A 17,783-nucleotide genomic window follows, 5' to 3' on the forward strand; every position below is an offset into this window, starting at 1 on the left:
AGCGGCAGAGCCGGTCGGTGAAGCCGAGCCGCCGCCGGGTGCCCGCCTCGGGCGTCGAGCAGTCCCTGATGGGCTTCAGCAGGGGCCCCAGTAGTGGGCCTTCGCGAGCGAGTGGCGCCGGATCGCGTCGGGCGGGCGACGGGTCGGAACTGCTGCAGGCGGCCGGAACGCAGCAGGGCCGCGGATCGTGAGTGATCCGCGGCCCCGGGTGGTGCGTCTGCTCCGCCTACTGCCTACTGCGCGTCGACCGCCTTCAGGGCGATGTCGCTGCGGTGGTGGCTGCCGCGCAGGGTGATCTTCTCGGTGGCCGCGTACGCGCGGCTTCGGGCCTGCTTGAGGTCCTTGCCCGTGGCGGTCACGGAGAGCACGCGGCCGCCCGCGCTGAGGACGGTCTCGCCGTCGTCGGCGAGGCGGGTGCCCGCGTGGAGGACGTAGGCCGTGCCGTCCTCGGCCTCGGCCTCGGCGAGGCCGAGGATCGGGTCGCCGGAGACCGGCGCGGCCGGGTAGCCCTCGGAGGCGACGACGACGGTGACCGCTGCGCCGTCGCGCCAGCGCAGCTCGGGGACGTCCGCCAGGTGGCCCGTCGCGGCGGCGTGGAGCAGACCGCAGAGGGGGGTCTGCAGGCGGGCGAGGACGACCTGCGTCTCCGGGTCGCCGAACCGCGCGTTGAACTCGATCACCCGCACGCCGCGCGACGTGATCGCCAGGCCGGCGTAGAGCAAGCCCGAGAAGGGGGTGCCACGGCGGCGCAGCTCGTCCACAGTGGGCTGGAGGACCGTGTCGAGGACCTCCTCGACCAGCTTGGGGTCGGTCCACGGCAGCGGCGAGTACGCGCCCATGCCGCCGGTGTTCGGGCCGGCGTCGTCGTCGCCGACGCGCTTGAAGTCCTGCGCGGGCTGGAGCGGCACGACCGTCGTGCCGTCGGTGACCGCGAAGAGGGAGACCTCGGGGCCGTCGAGGTACTCCTCGATGACCACACGGTCGCAGCCTGCGGCGTGGTCGATGGCGGTCTGGAGGTCGTCCGTCACGACGACGCCCTTTCCGGCCGCGAGACCGTCGTCCTTGACGACGTACGGCGCGCCGAAGGCGTCCAGCGCCTCGGCGACCTCCTCGGGGGTGGTGCAGACATAGGAGCGCGCGGTGGGGACGCCGGCCGCGGCCATGACGTCCTTGGCGAACGCCTTGCTGCCCTCCAGCTGCGCGGCCTCGCCACTGGGGCCGAAGACGGGGATGCCGCGCTCGCGTACGGCGTCCGCGACGCCGGCGACGAGGGGGGCCTCGGGACCGACGACGACGAACTCGGCACCGAGTTCGACGGCGAGGTCGGCGACGGCCCGGCCGTCGAGCTGGTCGACCGGGTGGACCTGGGCGACCGACGCGATGCCGGCGTTGCCGGGCGCGCAGTGGAGAGAGGTGACTTCGGGATCGAGCGAGAGCGCTCGGCACAGGGCGTGTTCGCGGGCGCCGCCGCCGATGACAAGGACCTTCACGGTTCTAGAGCCTAGTGCCTGCCCCGGTGGAGGGCTTCCGCGGACCACGGGACGGACGACGGTCGCGGCATCACGCCCGAACCGGATCAGTAACGGCGAATGCCATATTTGGCAACAATTCGACCACGGGTCAGATCGGCTCCCCGGAAGCACCCACTCGTAGGAGTGAGATTTGAATCGGCGGCGGAGGGCCGGAAACGCCCGCCCACTTGCGAAACCCTCACCGTTTCGCACAACAATCCGGCTGGAACCGCCACCACGGTCAGCCATTTGGCGGTAAGAAGTAGCGATTGGAAGCCAGCAAGGCCGAAGGACCGGCCGAAGGACAGGGAGTTCCACGGTGAGCCAGCCGGAGATGCAGCCCGAGGAGACCCCCTGGGGCAAGGAGCCCGGGGCTGAGGACACATCAGCCACGTCCGCTCCGGCCGTGCCCGCGCCCCGCGCGTCGCGCCCAGGGCGGGATCTGAGCGTGCGACAGTTCCCGTTGGGCGACTGGGGCGAGCCGGCCGAGCGGCTGGAGGAGCTCTACCGCTGGTCCGAGGAGCGCGCCGTCGAGGCCATCGACTGGTACCACCGCGACCGCCGCTGGAAGCGCCGCGGCGCGAGGTTCCTGCGCGTGCTCGCCACCCTGCTGGGCATGGGCGGCGCAGTGCTGCCGCTCATCGCGCTGACCGGCATCTGGAAGGCCGGGCAGGACTGGGGCTACGTGCTGCTGCTGCTCGGCGGGTGCTGCCTGTTGGCCGACCGCGTCTTCGGCCTCACCAGCGGCTGGATGCGGGACGTCTCCACCGCGCAGGCGCTGCAGCGCAGGCTCGAGGCGTTCCAGTTCGACTGGGCCTCGGAGTGCGTGCGCGAGGTCCTGGGCCCCACGGAGGGCACGGCGAGCGAGGCGGCCGAGCGCTGCCTCGGCGTGCTGCGCCGCTTCTGCGAGGACGTCTCGGACATGGTCCGCACCGAGACCTCGGAGTGGATGCTCGAGTTCCGCGCGACCATGACCCAACTGCCCACGCAGGTGGCGGGCGCGTGGGGCGGCCGGGCCGAGGGCACGGGCGCGCAGGTCCGCGTGCTGCCCTCCGTCGGCAGCCGTCCGACCATGCCGCGTCAGCGGCCCCCGGAGTCCCCGCTGCGCTGACGCCGGCGCCGGAGCGCCGGCTACCCGCGATCGCAGGCTGGAGGCCGGAGGCTGGAACGGTCCTCGCCGCCGTGCTTCAGACGCCTCCGGGCTTCCCGTGTTTCAGGCGCCTCAGGCGAAGACGATCATCGAGCCCTGGGCCAGGGCGCGGGTCGCCGCCGCGTAGAGGCCGACCCAGGCGTGGCGCTCCCGGGCGTACGGGCCGTCCTGGCCCGGCGGCGGGTAGGCCGGGCCCTCGAGCGTGGTCGGGGCGACCGGGCGGACCGGGACCGGGGGCAGCTGGTAGTCGATGCCGATGTGCGGAGCGACCGCTTCCAGCTCCTTGAGCAGTCGCTGCACCGAACCCAGCGGACCGCCGGTCGCGAGCAGGGCGTCGTCGACGATCGGGCTCTCGAAGTCCAGGGGGACGTACGCGCCGGCGTGGTCGAAGTGCCACACCAGGTGGCTCTGCTCGGCCGTGGCCTCGAACATCTCCAGCAGTTGCTCGTAGTCGCCGCCGAGTTCGTCGACGGGCGTGACGTCCAGGCCGGTCAACTGCAGCAGGTAGGCGCGGCGCAGGAAGTGCAGCGAGTCGTAGTCGAAGGCCGCGACCGGCTCGACGTCGCCGCTCAGGCCGGGCATGTAGGGGAAGACCGGGAGCTGCGGCAGGCCGGCCGCGTGCAGCGAGGCGTTGTAGATCGCCAGGTCCTCGGCGAAGGGGTTGTCCGGGCTGAGCACCAGCAGGTCGACCAGGGGGACGAGCCAGATGTCACAAGCCAAGACACTCTCCAGACCAGTGGTACGCGGCAGTGTTGCCCGACAGTGGTGCGCGGGCGGTCGGCGCGGGGGTGCTCCGGGTGATCCACCCTACTGCGTCGCCGCAGGCCGCGGGTCGGCTTCCCGCGGGGGCGGGACCTGGGTGGGCTGCTGCCGGTGCGTGGGCGCGACGGTGGTCGGCCGTTCCGGGAGGGGACGCGCGCAGAGAGCGGACATCTGCTCCAGGGACTCCTGGTTGTAGGCGAGGAGCATGGCGTGCACGCCGGGCAGGTCACCCGCTGCGATCAGGTCCACCAGCTCCAGGTGGCGGGACCAGCAGAAGCGCGCCAGGTCGTCGCGGCCGCGCAGATAGCCTGCGGCGAAGATCCAGTACTGGACCCGGAGCCAGTCCAGGTAGTCGCCGATGCGGGCGTTGCCCGCGAACGCACCGAGCTCCGCCCAGAAGCGGCGGTCGCAGCCGACGAGCACGTCGAGCTGGCCGGCGCGGGCGGCCCGGACCGCGGCGTCGGCGCGACGCCGCAGGGAGGCGACCGCGGCGGAGTCGAGGAAGGCGGAGTCGAGGGACGCAGAACCTGAAGTAGCCGAGTCTGGAGTGGCGAAACCTGGAGCCGCAGAGCTCGGAACCGCAGAGCTTGGAACCGCGCAGCCTGGAACCGCGGAGTCGCGGGCCGACAGGCGTCCGGCCAGGCGGCGGAAGATGCCGTCGATGACCAGCGAGCGGGCCTCGACGATGTCGACGAAGTCGTCCCAGGTGAAGCGGGGCACGGCGAAGCCGCGACCGGGCTCGACGACGAGCATGCCCTGCGCGGCCAGGTCCACCAGCGCCTCGCGCACGGGCGTCGCGGAGACGCCGTACAGCTCGGCGATCTCCTTGACGGTGAAGTGACGGCCCGCAGCCAGGCGACCGGCCATCAACTCGTCCCGCAGCGCGCCCGCGACCTGCTCGCGCAGCGAGCTGCGCTGGACGACGGAGTTGCCGGTGAGGTGACGACCGGAGGAGGCGGCGCCGAACGGCATGGCGGTTCCTCCGCTCCGGTTTCCTGGGGATTGAACTGGTTCCGGGCCGGCTGAGGGGATTTCATCCGCATACTGCCGGTCCGAACCCCCCAATGGTACGGCCCCACACCCCCCGATCGGAGGGGGCGTGGGGCCGAAAAGGTACAGACCAGATGACGGGCCGGTGACGCGACGGGTCAGACGGTGTGCGCGTCGGTGAGGGTCAGCACCTCGTCGAGGATGGCGAGGCCTTCCTTGGCCTCGGTCTCCGAGACGTTGCACGGCGGCACGACATGGAACCGGTTCATGTTGGTGAACGGCCACAGCCCGCGCTTCTTGCACTCCGCGGCCAGCTCGGCCATCGGGGCGTTGTCGGCGCCCGCGGCGTTGTACGGGGTCAGCGGCTCGCGGGTCTCGCGGTTCTTGACCAGCTCGACGGCCCAGAAGACGCCGAGGCCGCGGACCTCGCCGATCGACGGGTGACGCTCGGCCATGGCGCGCAGCTCCGGGCCGATCACCGTCTCGCCGATGTGCTTGGCGTTCTCGACGATGCCCTCCTCGGCCATGGCGTTGAGGGTCGCCACGGCGGAGGCGCAGGCCAGCGGGTGGCCGGAGTAGGTCAGCCCGCCGGGGAAGGGACGGGTCGCGAAGGTCTCGGCGATCTCGCCGCTGATGGCCACGCCGCCCAGCGGCACGTAACCGGAGTTGACGCCCTTGGCGAAGGTCAGCAGGTCCGGGGTGACGCCCCAGTGGTCGGCGGCGAACCACTCGCCGGTGCGGCCGAAGCCGGCCATGACCTCGTCGAGGATGAAGACGATCCCGTAGCGGTCGCAGATCTCGCGGACGCCCGCGAGGTAGCCCGCCGGCGGGATCAGGATGCCGGCGGTGCCGACGACGGTCTCCAGGATGATCGCGGCGACGGTCTGCGGACCCTCGAACGCGATGACCTGCTCCAGGTGCGCCAGCGCGCGCTCGCACTCCTGCGCCTCGTTCTCGGCGTGGAAGTTGGAGCGGTAGGGGTACGGGCCCCAGAAGTGGACGATGCCGGAGACGCCGGTCTCGTTCGGCCAGCGGCGCGGGTCGCCGGTCAGGGCGATCGCGTTGGCGGTGGCGCCGTGGTACGAGCGGTAGGTGGAGAGCACCTTCTGGCGGCCGGTGTGGAGGCGCGCCATGCGGATGGCGTTCTCGTTGGCCTCGGCGCCGCCGTTGGTGAAGAAGATCTTGTCGAGGTCGCCCGGGGTGCGCTCGGCGATCAGGCGGGCGGCCTCGGAGCGGGACTCGATGGCGAAGGCCGGCGCGAAGGTGCAGAGCTTGGCAGCCTGCTCCTGGATCGCGGCGACGACCTTCGGGTGCTGGTGCCCGATGTTGGTGTTGACCAGCTGGGAGGAGAAGTCGAGGTAGCGCTTGCCCTCGTAGTCCCAGAAGTACGAGCCCTCGGCCCCGGCCACGGCGAGGGGATCGATCAGGGACTGCGCGGACCACGAGTGGAAGACGTGGGCACGGTCGGCAGCCTTGACCGCCTGCCCGGCTGCGGGGTCTGGGGAGATCGTCATGCGCGCCAGCGTATTTTCGCCCGCCCTCCCCCGGAACCGACAGCCTGTCTGGCGATCCGGGGGCAGGGCGACAGCCTGTCAGTCGCTGGCTCCGCACGGCATGACGTAGAGCAGGAACGGCGTCTTCTCGCCGTTGCGGTCGTAGACGGCGCGGGCGCGGTAGTTGTCGTCGGCCGTGTTCCAGCGGATCTGGTACCAGCCGCGCTCGCGGCCGAGCCGGCGCAGCTCGCCGAGGATCGCGTCCACGGTCCCGCCGCCACGGTGGGCGGGGTCGACGAAGAGGTCGTGCAGGAAGCCTCGGGTGCCGCGCAGCGGTGAGTGGTCCGGGCTGAAGTGGGCCAGTCCGACGGCCCGGCCGTCAGCATCGCGGGCCAGCAGACACTCGACGGGGTGGTTTGCGTCGTGGATCCAGGCCCAGGACTCCGCGAACCGCTCCTCCGTCAGTTCCACGTGGTAGAACTCGGCATAGCCGGTGAACAGCTCCCGCCAGCGGGGGTAGTCGGCTTCCGTCGGGGCGGAGATGGTGATGTCAGCCATTGTGGTGACCTTCAGCCCTTCCTGAGTCGTTCGGTCAGGCGAGCCTTCGCCGCCGGCCACTCCTCGATGTTCATGCCGTAGTAGACGCTGTCGCGCCAGCTCCCGTCGCCGCGCCGCACCTGGCGACGGAGCACGCCCTCCCGCTGGGCGCCCAGACGGGCGATGGCGTTCTGCGAGCGCTCGTTGTTGATGTCCGTCTTCCACTGGACCCGCCCGTAGCCGAGCTCCTCGAAGGCGTGGGTGAGCAGGAGCAGCTTGGCCTCGGTGTTGGCGGCGGTGCGCCAGTGGGAGCGGGCGTACCAGGTCCAGCCGATCTCCAGGCGCTCGTGCTCCTCCTGGATGTCCAGGTAGGTGGTCCAGCCGACGGGGCGGCCGGTCGCCAGGTCGACGACGGCGAAGGCGAGGTAGCGCGTCGGCCCGTGCAGCAGGTCGTCGGCATACCCGGCCAGCTCCTCAGCGCTGCGGGGCGCCGGACGGATCCAGCGGAAGACCTCCGCCGCGTCCGGCTCCAACGCCTGCCACAGGGCGGGGGCGTGGTCGAGGGTGAGCGGCTCCAGCCGGACGTGTTGCCCGGTGAGCACGACAGGGAGAGGAGTCTTCGCGGTCATGCTCGAAACATAGCCGCGCTTTGCACTAGAGGCAATTGATATCTGCATTAGTACAAATCTTCCGAACATGAAAAAGCCCCCGCCCGCAGGGGGCGAGGGCTTGATCAGAAAGCGCCGCTACAGCAGCGAGTGCACCTGGATCGTCTCGGTACGGCCGGGGCCGACGCCGATGGCGGAGATGCGGCAGCGGGAGAGCTCCTCCAGCGCCTTCACGTAGTCCTGCGCGTTCTTCGGCAGGTCCTCGAAGGTCTGCGCCTTGGTGATGTCCTCGGACCAGCCCGGGAGCATCTCGTAGATCGGCTTCGCGTGGTGGAAGTCGCTCTGCGAGTGCGGAACCTCGTCGACGCGGGTGCCGTCGACGTCGTAGGCGACGCAGACCGGGATCTGCTCCCAGCCGGTCAGCACGTCCAGCTTGGTGAGGAAGATGTCGGTCAGACCGTTGATCCGGGTCGCGTAGCGGGCGATCGGGGCGTCGAACCAGCCGCAGCGGCGGTCGCGGCCGGTGGTCACGCCGCGCTCGCCGCCGATGCGGCGCAGCGCCTCGCCGTCCTCGTCGAACAGCTCGGTCGGGAACGGGCCCGAGCCGACGCGGGTGGTGTAGGCCTTGAGGATGCCGATCACGCGGTCGATCTTGGTGGGACCGATGCCGGTGCCGGTGCAGGCGCCGCCCGAGGTCGGGTTGGACGAGGTGACGAACGGGTACGTGCCGTGGTCGACGTCGAGCAGGGTGCCCTGGCCGCCCTCCATCAGGACGACCTTGCCGTCCTCCAGCGCCTGGTTGAGGATCAGCGCGGTGTCGGCCACGAACGGGCGCAGCTTGTCGGCGTAGCCCAGGTACTCCTCGACGACCAGCTCGGCCGGCATGGCACGGCGGTTGTAGAGCTTGACCAGGATCTGGTTCTTCTCGTTGAGCGCTGCGTCGACCTTCTGCCGCAGGATGCTCTCGTCGAAGAGGTCCTGCACCCGGATGCCGATGCGGTTGATCTTGTCGGCGTAGGAGGGGCCGATGCCGCGGCCCGTGGTGCCGATCTTGCGCTTGCCCAGGAACCGCTCGGAGACCTTGTCCAGGGTCCGGTGGTAGGGGGTGATCAGGTGCGCGTTGCCCGAGATCAGCAGCTTGGACGTGTCGACGCCGCGGTCCTGCAGGCCGGCCAGCTCGGAGAGGAGCACGGCCGGGTCGATGACCACGCCGTTGCCGATCACCGGAACGCAGTTCGGGCTGAGAATGCCGGAGGGGAGCAGGTGAAGTGCGTACTTCTGGTCGCCTACGACCACCGTGTGACCGGCGTTGTTGCCGCCCTGATAGCGGACCACGTAGTCGACCGAGCCGCCGAGAAGGTCAGTCGCCTTCCCCTTGCCCTCGTCTCCCCACTGAGCGCCGACCAGCACGAGTGCGGGCACAGGCGTACACCCCTTTCGGGCGGGGCACAACTCACGGCGGAAGGCCGCCGCACTGGCCCCGGATAGACCAAGCCCCTGGCGCAAAAGCGCAAGGGGCTCTTACACCGAGAGATTACCCGAGGAAGGACCACGGTGTCGGCTGAGCGTTCGGTGGGCGAGCCCGTGTTGGTCCTGGTCTCCCCCACGGCGCTGGCCCTGGACGGCGAGTCGGTGCGGGTCGCCAAGGACGTGCTCGGCGCCGCCCTGACGGTGAAGACGGTGGTTCCGGAGAGCCTGTCCGATCTGGACCGTCTGCTTGCGCGGCGCGGCCGCAGACGGCCGGTAGTGATCGGCGATGACAGATATCTGCAACTCGTCGTTCAACTTCTCCACCAGCAGGCCACGCTGGCAGCGACCCCCGTTGCCGTCATCCCGGTCGGGCGCGGACCCCGCACCGAGCTGGCCCGCGCGCTGGGCGCGGACGTGGACCCGGTCCAGGCGGCACGCGCCGTCGTCAGCGGCGCAGACCGGCCGCTCGACCTGCTCGTCGACGACGGCGGCGGGGTCGTCATCGGCGGCGTCCGGATTCCCGGGCAGCGTTCGCCCAGGGCGAACAGGTCTCCGTCCACCTGGTGGACAGATCTCGCCGGGCGGGTCGCCAGGGCGCTGACGACGCGGACGCTCCCCGAGCCGCAGCCGCTCCGCGTCGAGGCGGACGGCCAGGTCCTGGCCGATCCCGCTCACCCCATGCGCGCCCTGGCGCTCTCGAGTCACGGCGGCGCGGCGGAGCTGCGCATCGACGCCGCCGTCCCGGTCCAGGCCCGCCGCGTCACGGTCGGCGGCTCCCTCTTCACCTACGAAGCCGACCACGCGCTGAGCGCGCCGGTGCGCGAGCGCACCTGGACGGTGGAGCCTGCCGCCTGGTCCCTGCGGGTGCCCTGGTGAGCCTGGATCCGTGCGGGGCCGGCGTGAGGGCAGGTCCCCGCGGGTGCCCTGGTGAGCTCGGATCCCTACGGGCCGGGGAGAGCGGATCCCTGGCGGTGCCCGCGTGAGGGCAGGTCCCTGCCGGTGCCCCGCCGAGGGCAGGTCCCTGGCGGTGCCCCGGTGAGGGCGGGCCCCTGCGGGTGCCCCGGTGAGGGCGGGCCCCGACAGCACCGCGGGGCAAGGGCCGATCCCCGCGGGTGCCCGATAGCGGGCCAGGTCCGGGCGAGCTGCTCGGGCTTCTTCTTACTCGGGCTTCGTCGCCACCCGGAGCACGCCGCCCGACTCCGTCACCGCGTACCGGGGCAGTGCCTCGGTGGCCGGACCGCGCAGCACCGCCCCGGTCGCGGCGTCGAAGGCGGAGTCGTGGCAGGGGCAGACGAACGAGCCGTTCTTCGGCGGCAGCACGGTGCAGCCGGCGTGGGTGCACGCCCCGGAGAACGCGCAGAACGTGCCGGGCTTCGGCTGGACGACGAAGATCGGGTCACCGCTCCCGGGCGCACTGAGCTGGACCGCCCCGCCGACCGGCACCTTTGCGACGGCGACGCTCGCACCGCTCGTCGCGTCGCCGCTGGCGGGTCGGTGGGCCGCCGGGGCGGTCGTCCGGGCGCGGGTCCGCGCCGTCAGCGCGCCCGCCAGCAGACCACCCCCGGCGACGGCCAGGGCCGCCGTCCCCGTTTCCAACAGCGCCCGCCGTCGGCCCGGCAGCACGCCGACCGAACCTCCGACCGCACCTCCCACCGCGCCTCGGGCTGCGCGTCGGGCCGCCAGCCAGGCGTCGAGCGACAGCGAGGGCGTCCCGGCCAGGACCAGCGGGATCCAGGCCGCCAGGTACGCCAGGTCGTTGCCGAGGAAGTACGGGTGCGTCCGCCAGCTGACCGTGAGGAAGAGCGTCAGGCTGAGCAGGGCGCCTCCGGCCGCGGCGATCCGGCCGAACAGGCCCAGCAGGGTGCCGAGGCCGACCGCCAGCTCGCCGAAGGCCAGCGTCGCGCCGGTCGCCGTCGGTGCGTGCCGGGCAAGGTGCAGCAGCGGGGCGGCCGGGCTGTGTGCGGCGAGGGCGGCCTGGAGCTGCGACAGGTAGGACGCCGGATCGGCGGCCCCGGCCAGGTAGTGCGGGTCCCCCAGCTTGCTCAGCCCGGCGTAGCAGAAGGTGACGCCGAGGAAGAGCCGCAGCGGCAGCAGCGAATGACGCCGGAGGGACTCGCGCCGCAGGGATTCGGGCTGTGTCTTCATGATCGTTCTTCTCCGCGCGTCTCGTCTCGTTCAGTCCTCGGAGCTGCTGCCGCCGGAGGAGGCCCGGCACTCGGCCGCGGCCTGGCCGGACAGCTGCGGGCAGAGCTTGGTCCGCGCGGACTTGTCATGGAAGTTGACGTTCCAGTAGCTGACCATCCCGTCCACGCACGCCGACCGCTGCCACCCCTGCGGAGCCGCCTCGCACTGCGCCGCCGTCCACGCGGGCCGGTCGATGTTGTACTTGATCAGCCGCGAGCCGGTCCCCCGGGTGCACGACTGCTGCCCGGCCGAGGTCGGCGCCTTCAGACACCACCGCAGCGCCTGCACGAAGCTCTCCGGGTGGTTCACGTAGTCGTGCGTCTGCAGGTAGTAGATCGGGGCGTAGAAGTAGCACGCCGACTGGAAGATCGACGGCTGCTCCGGGCACGGGTACAGCGGCTCCGCCGCGAGCCGGGACGAAGGGAGCTGGGCGAGGGCGGCCGGGTCGTCCTCGTCCGGCTCGAAGAGCTGCATGAACACACCCTCGGAGCAGGCCACCACCTGGTAGGTCTGCCCGAAGCGATCGCACAGCCGCTCCGCCTTCGGGACGTTCAGGCGCGAGACGAACATCGCGCCGTGGCCGATGCCGTGGATGCACGAGGCGGACATCTGCGGCGCGCACAGCGTGGTGACGGCGGCCACCGGATCGGGGCTCTGCGCCAGCGTCTCCTCGACGACGCCGTGCAGGTAGCCGGAGCCGCAGACGTCGTTGCGGAAGGCCACGGCCTTGCCGAAGCTGCCGTACTTCTTCAGCGCGGCGTGCCCGAGGTCGTGGGCGACCGGGTGACAGAACCGGCTGACCTGCGGCTGGACCCGGGTGATGTGCTCCAGGTCGTCGAGGGCCACGCCCGGATCGGTGCGGTTCAGCTCGGCGACGAGGTACGTGCGCAGGGTGCTCTGGGTCCACAGCGCGGGCGAGGCGCCGGGCGCCGGAGTCGACGGCGAAGCCGACGCCGACGCGATGGGCGTGGTGACCGGAGCCGCCGCGTCGGCGGCCGGCAGGGACCACGTGGTCGCGGCGACCGCCCACACCCCGCCCACGAACACACAGAAGGCGGCGACCAGCGCCGCCGGCAAGGCGAACCTGCTACCCACGACCGTTCCCCCGTGACATGCGGTGTTGTGGTGGCGGAAGGGAGGATGCCAGCCCTGCCGTGCGGAGTTCCCGCTGTGCGCCGGCTGTGGTCGAACCGTGACACCGCCCAAGTGGCAGACTGGCAGCCATGTCCATTCACGAGAACCTGCTCGGCGGGCCGGAGCCGACCCTGCTGCCCGAGGACGAGCAGCCGTACCAGCAGATGGCAGAGCAGTCCGCCTCCCCCGCGCAGATCGCGGCGGCGCACCCCACCTTCTCCTTGGCCTGGGCGCAGCTCGCGGACGAGTCCTTCGCCGCGGGCCGGGTCGTCGAGTCCTACGCCTACGCCCGCACCGGCTACCACCGCGGCCTCGACCAGCTGCGTCGGGCCGGCTGGAAGGGCCACGGGCCGGTCCCGTGGGAGCACCGCGGCAACCGCGGTTTCCTGCGCTGCCTGGCCGCGCTCGCCCGCGCCGCCGACTCCATCGGTGAGACCGACGAGGGGGCGCGCTGCTGGCAGTTCCTGAAGGACAGCAGCCCCGAGGCCTACACCGAGCTGAAGCAGTAGGCACCAGCCGGAATCGAACAGGGCCCCGGAACCGCCGTGCGGTTCCGGGGCCCTCGACGTCGTGAGACGCAGTGACGCGTGAGACGCAGTGCCTGACGCCGTGCGTGGCGTCGTCCGCGCAGGTGCCTACTTCAGCTTGTTGCCCGCCGAGTGCAGCTGCTTCGCGGCCTCGACGACACGCGCGGCCATGCCGGCCTCCGCCAGCTTGCCCCAGGTGCGCGGGTCGTAGGTGGACTTCTTGCCGACCTCGCCGTCGACCTTCAGGACGCCGTCGTAGTTCCGGAACATGTGGTCCACCACGGGGCGGGTGAAGGCGTACTGGGTGTCGGTGTCGAGGTTCATCTTGACGACGCCGTTCTCCAGCGCGGTCTCGATCTCTTCGGCGGTCGAGCCGGAGCCGCCGTGGAAGACGAAGTCGAACGGGTCGGTCTTGCCGTACTGCTTGCCGATCGCGTCCTGCAGCTCGCGCAGCAGCTCCGGCTTGAGCACGACGTTGCCCGGCTTGTAGACGCCGTGGACGTTGCCGAAGGAGGCGGCCAGCAGGTAGCGGCCCTTCTCGCCCAGGCCCAGGGCCTCGGCGGTGCGGACGGCGTCGTTGACCGTGGTGTAGAGGGAGTCGTTGATCTCGTGGGAGACGCCGTCCTCCTCGCCGCCGGTCGGGGTGATCTCGACCTCGAGGATGATCTTGGCGGCGCGGGCCTGGGCCAGCAGCTCCTCGGCGATGGCGAGGTTGTCGTTCAGGGTCTCGGCGGAGCCGTCCCACATGTGCGACTGGAACAGCGGGTTCTCGCCACGGGCCACGCGCTCGGCGGAGATCGCCAGCAGCGGGCGGACGTAGCCGTCCAGCTTGTCCTTCGGGCAGTGGTCGGTGTGCAGCGCCACGGTGATGTCGTACTTGGCCGCGACGATGTGCGCGAACTCGGCGAGGGCCACCGCGCCCGTCACCATGTCCTTGTTGTACTGGCCGCCCAGGAATTCGGCGCCGCCGGTCGAGATCTGGATGATGCCGTCGCTCTCGGCCTCGGCGAAGCCGCGCAGAGCCGCGTGCAGGGTCTGCGAGGAGGTGACGTTGATGGCGGGGTAGGCGAACTTGCCTGCCTTGGCCCGGTCCAGCATCTCGTTGTAGACCTCGGGCGTTGCGATAGGCATTCGAATCCGCTCCTGTCGTGGGCGTCTACGCATGGGGCAAAGGGTGCTGACGCCGGACGTCGTCGACCGGGCACCGTGCGCCATTCTCGCACTGCGGCGCAACCCCCTCATCCCCGCCACCGGGCACCACAGCGCCCGGACACCTGCGCCCGATACTCTGCGCGGGTGACCCAGAATCTCGCGCTCAACCTGAGCACCCTGCTGGACGCCAAGGCACTGATCGCGCAGGTCGGCGTCTATGGGCTGCTCGCGATCGTCTTCGCCGAGACGGGCCTGCTGATCGGCTTCTTCCTGCCCGGCGACTCGCTGCTGATCCTGGGCGGCGTGGCCGCGTCCGGTGCGGGCAAGGCGCTGCTCGGCACTCAGATGTCGATCGGAACGCTGCTCGTCGGCGCGCCGATCTGCGCGATCGCGGGCGCGCAGCTGGGTCACCTGCTGGGCGCGAAGGTCGGCGCGCGGATGTTCGACCGACCGAACTCGAAGCTCTTCAAGCGGGACCACGTGGTCAAGGCGGAGCAGTACTTCAACCGCTTCGGCCCGGCCAAGGCCGTGGTGATGGCGCGCTTCGTGCCGGTGGTGCGCACGTTCCTGAACCCGGTCGCCGGGACGCTGGAGATGCCCGCCCGCACGTTCCTGCTGTGGAACACGGTCGGTGGCCTGGTCTGGACCGAGGTCATGCTGCTGATCGGCTACAAGTTCGGCGACTCGATGGCGCCCGTGATCGACAAGTACCTGATCCCGGCGGTGCTGCTGATCGTGCTGCTCTCGGTGATCCCGATCATCATCGAGGTCGTGCGCGGCCGCCGCGAGGGCGCGGGCGCCACGACGGGTGCGGTCGGCGCGGCAGGCACGGTCGGCACGGCGGAGGCGGGCGGTGAGGCGGTGCTGGCGGAGGGCCCGTCGTCGGTTCCGGCGGGCCGCGGGGGACGCCACCGCAGGCGGTGACGTCCCGTCGGCGCGGGCGCCGCGGGGCCTACAGCCCCAGGTCGCTCAGCTGGTAGGCGAAGAGGTAGGGCAGGCCCGCGTCCGCGATGGCCTGGGCGGCGCTGCGCTCGACGATGGTGGCCACGGCCACGACCTCGCCGCCCGCCTCGCGCACGGCCTCGACCGCGGTGAGCGGGGAGCCGCCGGTGGTGGAGGTGTCCTCGACGACCAGGACGCGACGTCCCTTGACGTCCGTGCCCTCGATCCGGCGCTGCATGCCGTGGGCCTTCTGCGCCTTGCGCACGACGAAGGCGTCCAGTCGCTGACCGCGCGCGGCGGAGGCGTGCAGCATCGCGGTGGCGACCGGGTCAGCGCCGAGGGTGAGCCCGCCGACGGCGTCGAAGTCGAGGTCCTTGGCGAGGTCGAGCATGACCTGGCCGACGAGCGGGGCGGCCACGCCGTCCAGCGTCACGCGCCGAAGGTCGATGTAGTAGTCCGACTCCAGGCCGGAGGAGAGGGTCACCTTGCCGTGGACGACGGCCTTGGTCTTGATCTCTTCGAGAAGCGCGTCACGTGTAGTGCTCATGAGGCTCCAGCTTAACGGGTGGAGGTCCAGCTCCAGGTGGTCGTGACCTCGAGCGGCTCGATCGGCGTGACCAGGCGCGGGGCGGTGTTCAGTCCGTTGGGCGGACCGGACTGGGGTTCGACGCACAGGGCGTCGGCCTGCTCGTCGAAGACGACGGCCCAGCCGCAGTCGCTGGAGATGCGCAGCGCCAGCTCGTCGCCCCAGCGCAGGGTCGCCTCCACGCCGTCGGGGAAGCCGAAGCAGTCGTCCCAGGGGCCCGGGGTCGGATCGATGCGGCGCCCCGTCGGCAGGTGGTCCGGTCCGCGTTCCTCCTGCCAGGCGGGCGCGAAGTCCAGCGCGGCCTGCGGGCCGCCCTCGCGCAGGCGCTTGCGGAACCACGGATGCCAGCCCGCCTGTGCCGGGAATGAGTCCTGCGTCGCCTCGACCGCGAGCGTGATCCGCAGCTGCCCGGGCGACAGCTCGAACAGCTGGGACACCCGGCCCGGGTAGGGCCACGGCTCGGCCAGCTCGTGGACGAAGGCGGCGGACATCCCCGCCTCCGTGACGGCGGGCGGGGCGGCGACGCGCCAGCGGCCGCGCAGCGCGGTGCCGTGGGCGGCATGCGGGACGAGGTCGAGGGGCAGTCGGTGGCGCACCGGGCCGTTGTTGAACCGCCCGCGGTCCACCCGGCCCGCGAACGGCGCCATCGGGAAGGAGCCGTACCCGAAGACGTCACCGTCCGGATCGGCGATGTCCTGTGCGGTGCGCAGGAGTTCCACCGCCCCGAGGCGCAGGCTGCCCAGCCGGCAGCCCGCCTCGGGCAGGACGGTCACGGCCGCGTCGCCCGCGGAGAGCAGGACGGGGGCGAGGTCGAGCACGGGCGCTTCCTTCTTCCGGACGATCGGGAGGTCGGGAGGTCGGGAGGATCGGGTTCTCACGTCGGCGACGCCGACGCCGACGCCGACGCCGACACGCGCCGCGTCGGCGGGAACGCCGCGCCGGCAGCAACGCCGCGTCACCGGGAGCGGCGGGTCAGCGAGAGCGGCGCGTCAGCGGGAGCGGCGCAGGGCGCGGACGAGCACGACGGCTCCGCCCAGCAGGACGACCCCGCCGCCGACCAGCCACGGCGTGGGGATGCGCTCCGGTGCGACGACGGGCGGCTCGCCCATCCGCGGCTCCGGGCTCCCCCAGCGCGCGGACGCCCGGGAGCGCGCGCTGCGCGCGGGCAGGGCCGGTGCGTAGCGCCCGCGCGGCGGGGCGTGGTCCACCTCCTCGGCGGAGCGGCCCACGATGTGCCGCCGGGCCGGGTCGGCCGTCCCCCCGGTGGGCGTGTCCGCGGTCGCCCCGGCGGGCGCGGGAAGGTCGTCCAGCTCGGAGAACTCCGGCAGCGCGGCGAGGTCCTGGAGTTCGTCCTCGAGCGGGCCGAGGTCGTTGAGATCGCCCAGGCCCTCGACCAGGAAGAACTCGGAGGTATCCGTGCGGTCCTCCGGCGCGAGGTCGTCGTCCGTGCGGGCGGCGAGTTCGAGGCAGAAACGGTCCAGCAGGCGGCGGATCGCGGTGTGGACGGCGGCAGGGGAAAGCTCCTCGATCCTGCCGGTCCCCTGAAGGGACATGAGGAAGCGGACCCGCGTCTCCAGCCCCGGCTCGGACGTGTCGGTGTCCAGGCGCACGCCCACCGTCCCCGCGGCACCCCCGGTGCCGACGGCCTGATGGCCGTCCAGCGCGAAGAGGAAGCCGTCCGGGTCGTCGCCCGCGTCGAGGCGGCGCAGCTCGCCCCGGTAGGTGATGGAGGTGCTGCCGATCCGCAGCTTCAACCGCCCTTCGAGCGGGTTCTCCCCGCCTTCGTCGGGCGTGAAGCCGGGCATGCACACACCCAGCAGCTCGGGCCGGTCCATGGACCGCCGGATGGCCTGCGGCGAGAGTGGTACCAGAACCTCATGCTCCATGCCTGGTGAGCCTACCGAGCCCTCGGCGTGCAGGAGCCGATTCGCGCGCTGGGAACTTGGTGACGTCGGCGTCTCCCTGACGTCGGCGTCGCCCTGACGTCAGCGTCGCAATGCCGCCGGCGTCGCCGCTCACAGCGGCCCCAGCAGGGTCGCGACGCGCGACGGCGTGCCCGAGGGCTCCCGCAGGCGTGCCACGCCGCCGAAGGAGCCGGACGGGAGCGGAGCCGCCGAGGCCAGGACGAAGCGCCACGAGGCGTCCCCCGGCGTCGGTTGGCCGCAGGCGGCGGCGTCGCGGCCGGTCGCGGCGTAGCCGTAGGGCGTGAGACCGGCCGCGCGGACGGTGTCCGCGATGGACCAGACCCGGTTGCCGGCGTGGACGGCCAGACGGCCGCCGGGCGCGAGCATCCGGCGGACGAGGCCGTAGAACTCGCGGGTGTAGAGCTTGTCCGCGGCGTCCAGCCCGGCCGAGGGAAGATCGGCGACGATCACGTCGTAGGGGTGTTCCCGGAGCGGCGCGGTGCGGAGCCAGCCGAAGGCGTCCGCCGTGACGGTCCGGACGCGCGGGTCGTCCAGCGCGGAGCTGTTCAGGGCGCGCAGCACCGGATCGCGGGCGGCGAGACGCAGCAGGACGGGGTCCTGTTCGACGACGGTGACGCTCCGGACGCCCGGCGTGGCGAGGATGTGACGGGCCGCCAGGCCGTCTCCGCCACCCAGGACGAGGACCCGGGCGCGGGCGCCGCCGCGCAGCGCGGGGTCGGTGAGGGCCGCGTGGTAGGCGGCCTGGTCGCGGCCGCAGACAGCGAGGCGGCCGCCGAGGTAGAGGCGGGCCGCGTCCGTGCTCGGTCCTGGCC

General features: G+C 72.0%; 18 protein-coding genes and 1 pseudogene. 4 read left to right on the forward strand and 15 right to left on the reverse strand.

Annotation, left to right across the window (positions count from 1 at the left end):
- Window positions 1-233 precede the first annotated feature (233 nt).
- A complete protein-coding gene (purD, locus tag TR50_RS20780; protein ID WP_042423522.1) occupies window positions 234-1,490 on the reverse strand; it encodes a phosphoribosylamine--glycine ligase in 1,257 nt (418 codons plus the stop codon).
- 340 nt (window positions 1,491-1,830) lie between these two features.
- Here purD and TR50_RS20785 point away from each other — a divergent pair, with 340 nt between their 5' ends.
- Window positions 1,831-2,622 (forward strand): SLATT domain-containing protein, encoded by a 792-nt coding sequence (locus TR50_RS20785; RefSeq protein WP_042423524.1) that lies wholly within the window; start codon window positions 1,831-1,833, stop codon window positions 2,620-2,622.
- Window positions 2,623-2,733: 111 nt separating this feature from the next.
- Here TR50_RS20785 and TR50_RS20790 read toward each other — a convergent pair whose 3' ends face one another.
- The 6 genes from TR50_RS20790 to TR50_RS20815 all read right to left on the reverse strand — a co-directional run bounded on the left by TR50_RS20790 (window position 2,734) and on the right by TR50_RS20815 (window position 8,473).
- Window positions 2,734-3,381, reverse strand: coding sequence for a putative DNA-mimic protein (locus tag TR50_RS20790; RefSeq protein ID WP_042423526.1), 648 nt, complete (start codon window positions 3,379-3,381; stop codon window positions 2,734-2,736).
- An 87-nt stretch (window positions 3,382-3,468) separates the two neighbouring features.
- Window positions 3,469-4,395 (reverse strand): GntR family transcriptional regulator, encoded by a 927-nt coding sequence (locus TR50_RS44330; RefSeq protein ID WP_084700640.1) that lies wholly within the window; start codon window positions 4,393-4,395, stop codon window positions 3,469-3,471.
- A gap of 176 nt (window positions 4,396-4,571) precedes the next feature.
- A complete protein-coding gene (locus TR50_RS20800; protein WP_042423528.1) occupies window positions 4,572-5,927 on the reverse strand; it encodes an aspartate aminotransferase family protein in 1,356 nt (451 codons plus the stop codon).
- Between the two features lie 78 nt (window positions 5,928-6,005).
- Complete coding sequence (locus TR50_RS20805) at window positions 6,006-6,464, reverse strand: GNAT family N-acetyltransferase (protein WP_042423531.1); 459 nt, start codon at window positions 6,462-6,464, stop codon at window positions 6,006-6,008.
- 11 nt (window positions 6,465-6,475) lie between these two features.
- Window positions 6,476-7,072, reverse strand: coding sequence for a GNAT family N-acetyltransferase (locus TR50_RS20810; RefSeq protein WP_042423534.1), 597 nt, complete (start codon window positions 7,070-7,072; stop codon window positions 6,476-6,478).
- Between the two features lie 117 nt (window positions 7,073-7,189).
- A complete protein-coding gene (locus TR50_RS20815) occupies window positions 7,190-8,473 on the reverse strand; it encodes an adenylosuccinate synthase (protein WP_042423537.1) in 1,284 nt (427 codons plus the stop codon).
- A gap of 132 nt (window positions 8,474-8,605) precedes the next feature.
- Between TR50_RS20815 and TR50_RS20820 the strand changes: the two genes are divergently transcribed.
- Window positions 8,606-9,397, forward strand: coding sequence for a diacylglycerol kinase family protein (locus TR50_RS20820; RefSeq protein ID WP_042423540.1), 792 nt, complete (start codon window positions 8,606-8,608; stop codon window positions 9,395-9,397).
- Window positions 9,398-9,679: 282 nt separating this feature from the next.
- On the opposite strand, the gene TR50_RS50400 is transcribed toward TR50_RS20820, so the two are convergent.
- From TR50_RS50400 to TR50_RS42705, 3 genes and pseudogenes are all read right to left on the reverse strand, one after another.
- On the reverse strand, window positions 9,680-10,174 hold the full coding sequence (locus tag TR50_RS50400; RefSeq protein WP_236654510.1) for a QcrA and Rieske domain-containing protein: 495 nt from the start codon (window positions 10,172-10,174) through the stop codon (window positions 9,680-9,682).
- Between the two features lie 3 nt (window positions 10,175-10,177).
- Window positions 10,178-10,666 (reverse strand): annotated as a pseudogene (locus TR50_RS50405) (TQO small subunit DoxD); the annotation flags it as partial.
- A gap of 30 nt (window positions 10,667-10,696) precedes the next feature.
- Window positions 10,697-11,800: a hypothetical protein gene (locus tag TR50_RS42705; protein WP_152648515.1), complete on the reverse strand. Its 1,104-nt coding sequence runs from the start codon at window positions 11,798-11,800 to the stop codon at window positions 10,697-10,699.
- A 128-nt stretch (window positions 11,801-11,928) separates the two neighbouring features.
- Here TR50_RS42705 and TR50_RS20835 point away from each other — a divergent pair, with 128 nt between their 5' ends.
- On the forward strand, window positions 11,929-12,348 hold the full coding sequence (locus TR50_RS20835) for a DUF3151 domain-containing protein (RefSeq protein WP_042423543.1): 420 nt from the start codon (window positions 11,929-11,931) through the stop codon (window positions 12,346-12,348).
- Between the two features lie 126 nt (window positions 12,349-12,474).
- Here TR50_RS20835 and fbaA read toward each other — a convergent pair whose 3' ends face one another.
- Window positions 12,475-13,497, reverse strand: a complete 1,023-nt coding sequence (fbaA, locus tag TR50_RS20840; RefSeq protein WP_042423546.1) for a class II fructose-bisphosphate aldolase — start codon at window positions 13,495-13,497, stop codon at window positions 12,475-12,477.
- A gap of 165 nt (window positions 13,498-13,662) precedes the next feature.
- On the opposite strand from fbaA, the gene TR50_RS20845 reads away from it, so the two are divergent.
- Complete coding sequence (locus tag TR50_RS20845) at window positions 13,663-14,442, forward strand: DedA family protein (RefSeq protein WP_084700642.1); 780 nt, start codon at window positions 13,663-13,665, stop codon at window positions 14,440-14,442.
- Between the two features lie 28 nt (window positions 14,443-14,470).
- Here TR50_RS20845 and pyrE read toward each other — a convergent pair whose 3' ends face one another.
- The 4 genes from pyrE to TR50_RS20865 all read right to left on the reverse strand — a co-directional run.
- On the reverse strand, window positions 14,471-15,007 hold the full coding sequence (pyrE, locus tag TR50_RS20850; protein WP_042423549.1) for an orotate phosphoribosyltransferase: 537 nt from the start codon (window positions 15,005-15,007) through the stop codon (window positions 14,471-14,473).
- Window positions 15,008-15,018: 11 nt separating this feature from the next.
- Entirely contained in the window at window positions 15,019-15,864 is an 846-nt protein-coding gene (locus TR50_RS20855; protein WP_052441146.1) for an aldose epimerase family protein, read from the reverse strand.
- A 171-nt stretch (window positions 15,865-16,035) separates the two neighbouring features.
- A complete protein-coding gene (locus tag TR50_RS20860; RefSeq protein ID WP_084700644.1) occupies window positions 16,036-16,932 on the reverse strand; it encodes an SRPBCC domain-containing protein in 897 nt (298 codons plus the stop codon).
- Between the two features lie 129 nt (window positions 16,933-17,061).
- Window positions 17,062-17,783, reverse strand: a 722-nt coding sequence (locus TR50_RS20865; RefSeq protein ID WP_500803019.1) for a spermine/spermidine synthase domain-containing protein, incomplete at its 5' end; no start/stop codon positions are given.

Source organism: Streptacidiphilus anmyonensis (assembly GCF_000787855.1).
Classification (GTDB): domain Bacteria; phylum Actinomycetota; class Actinomycetes; order Streptomycetales; family Streptomycetaceae; genus Streptacidiphilus; species Streptacidiphilus anmyonensis.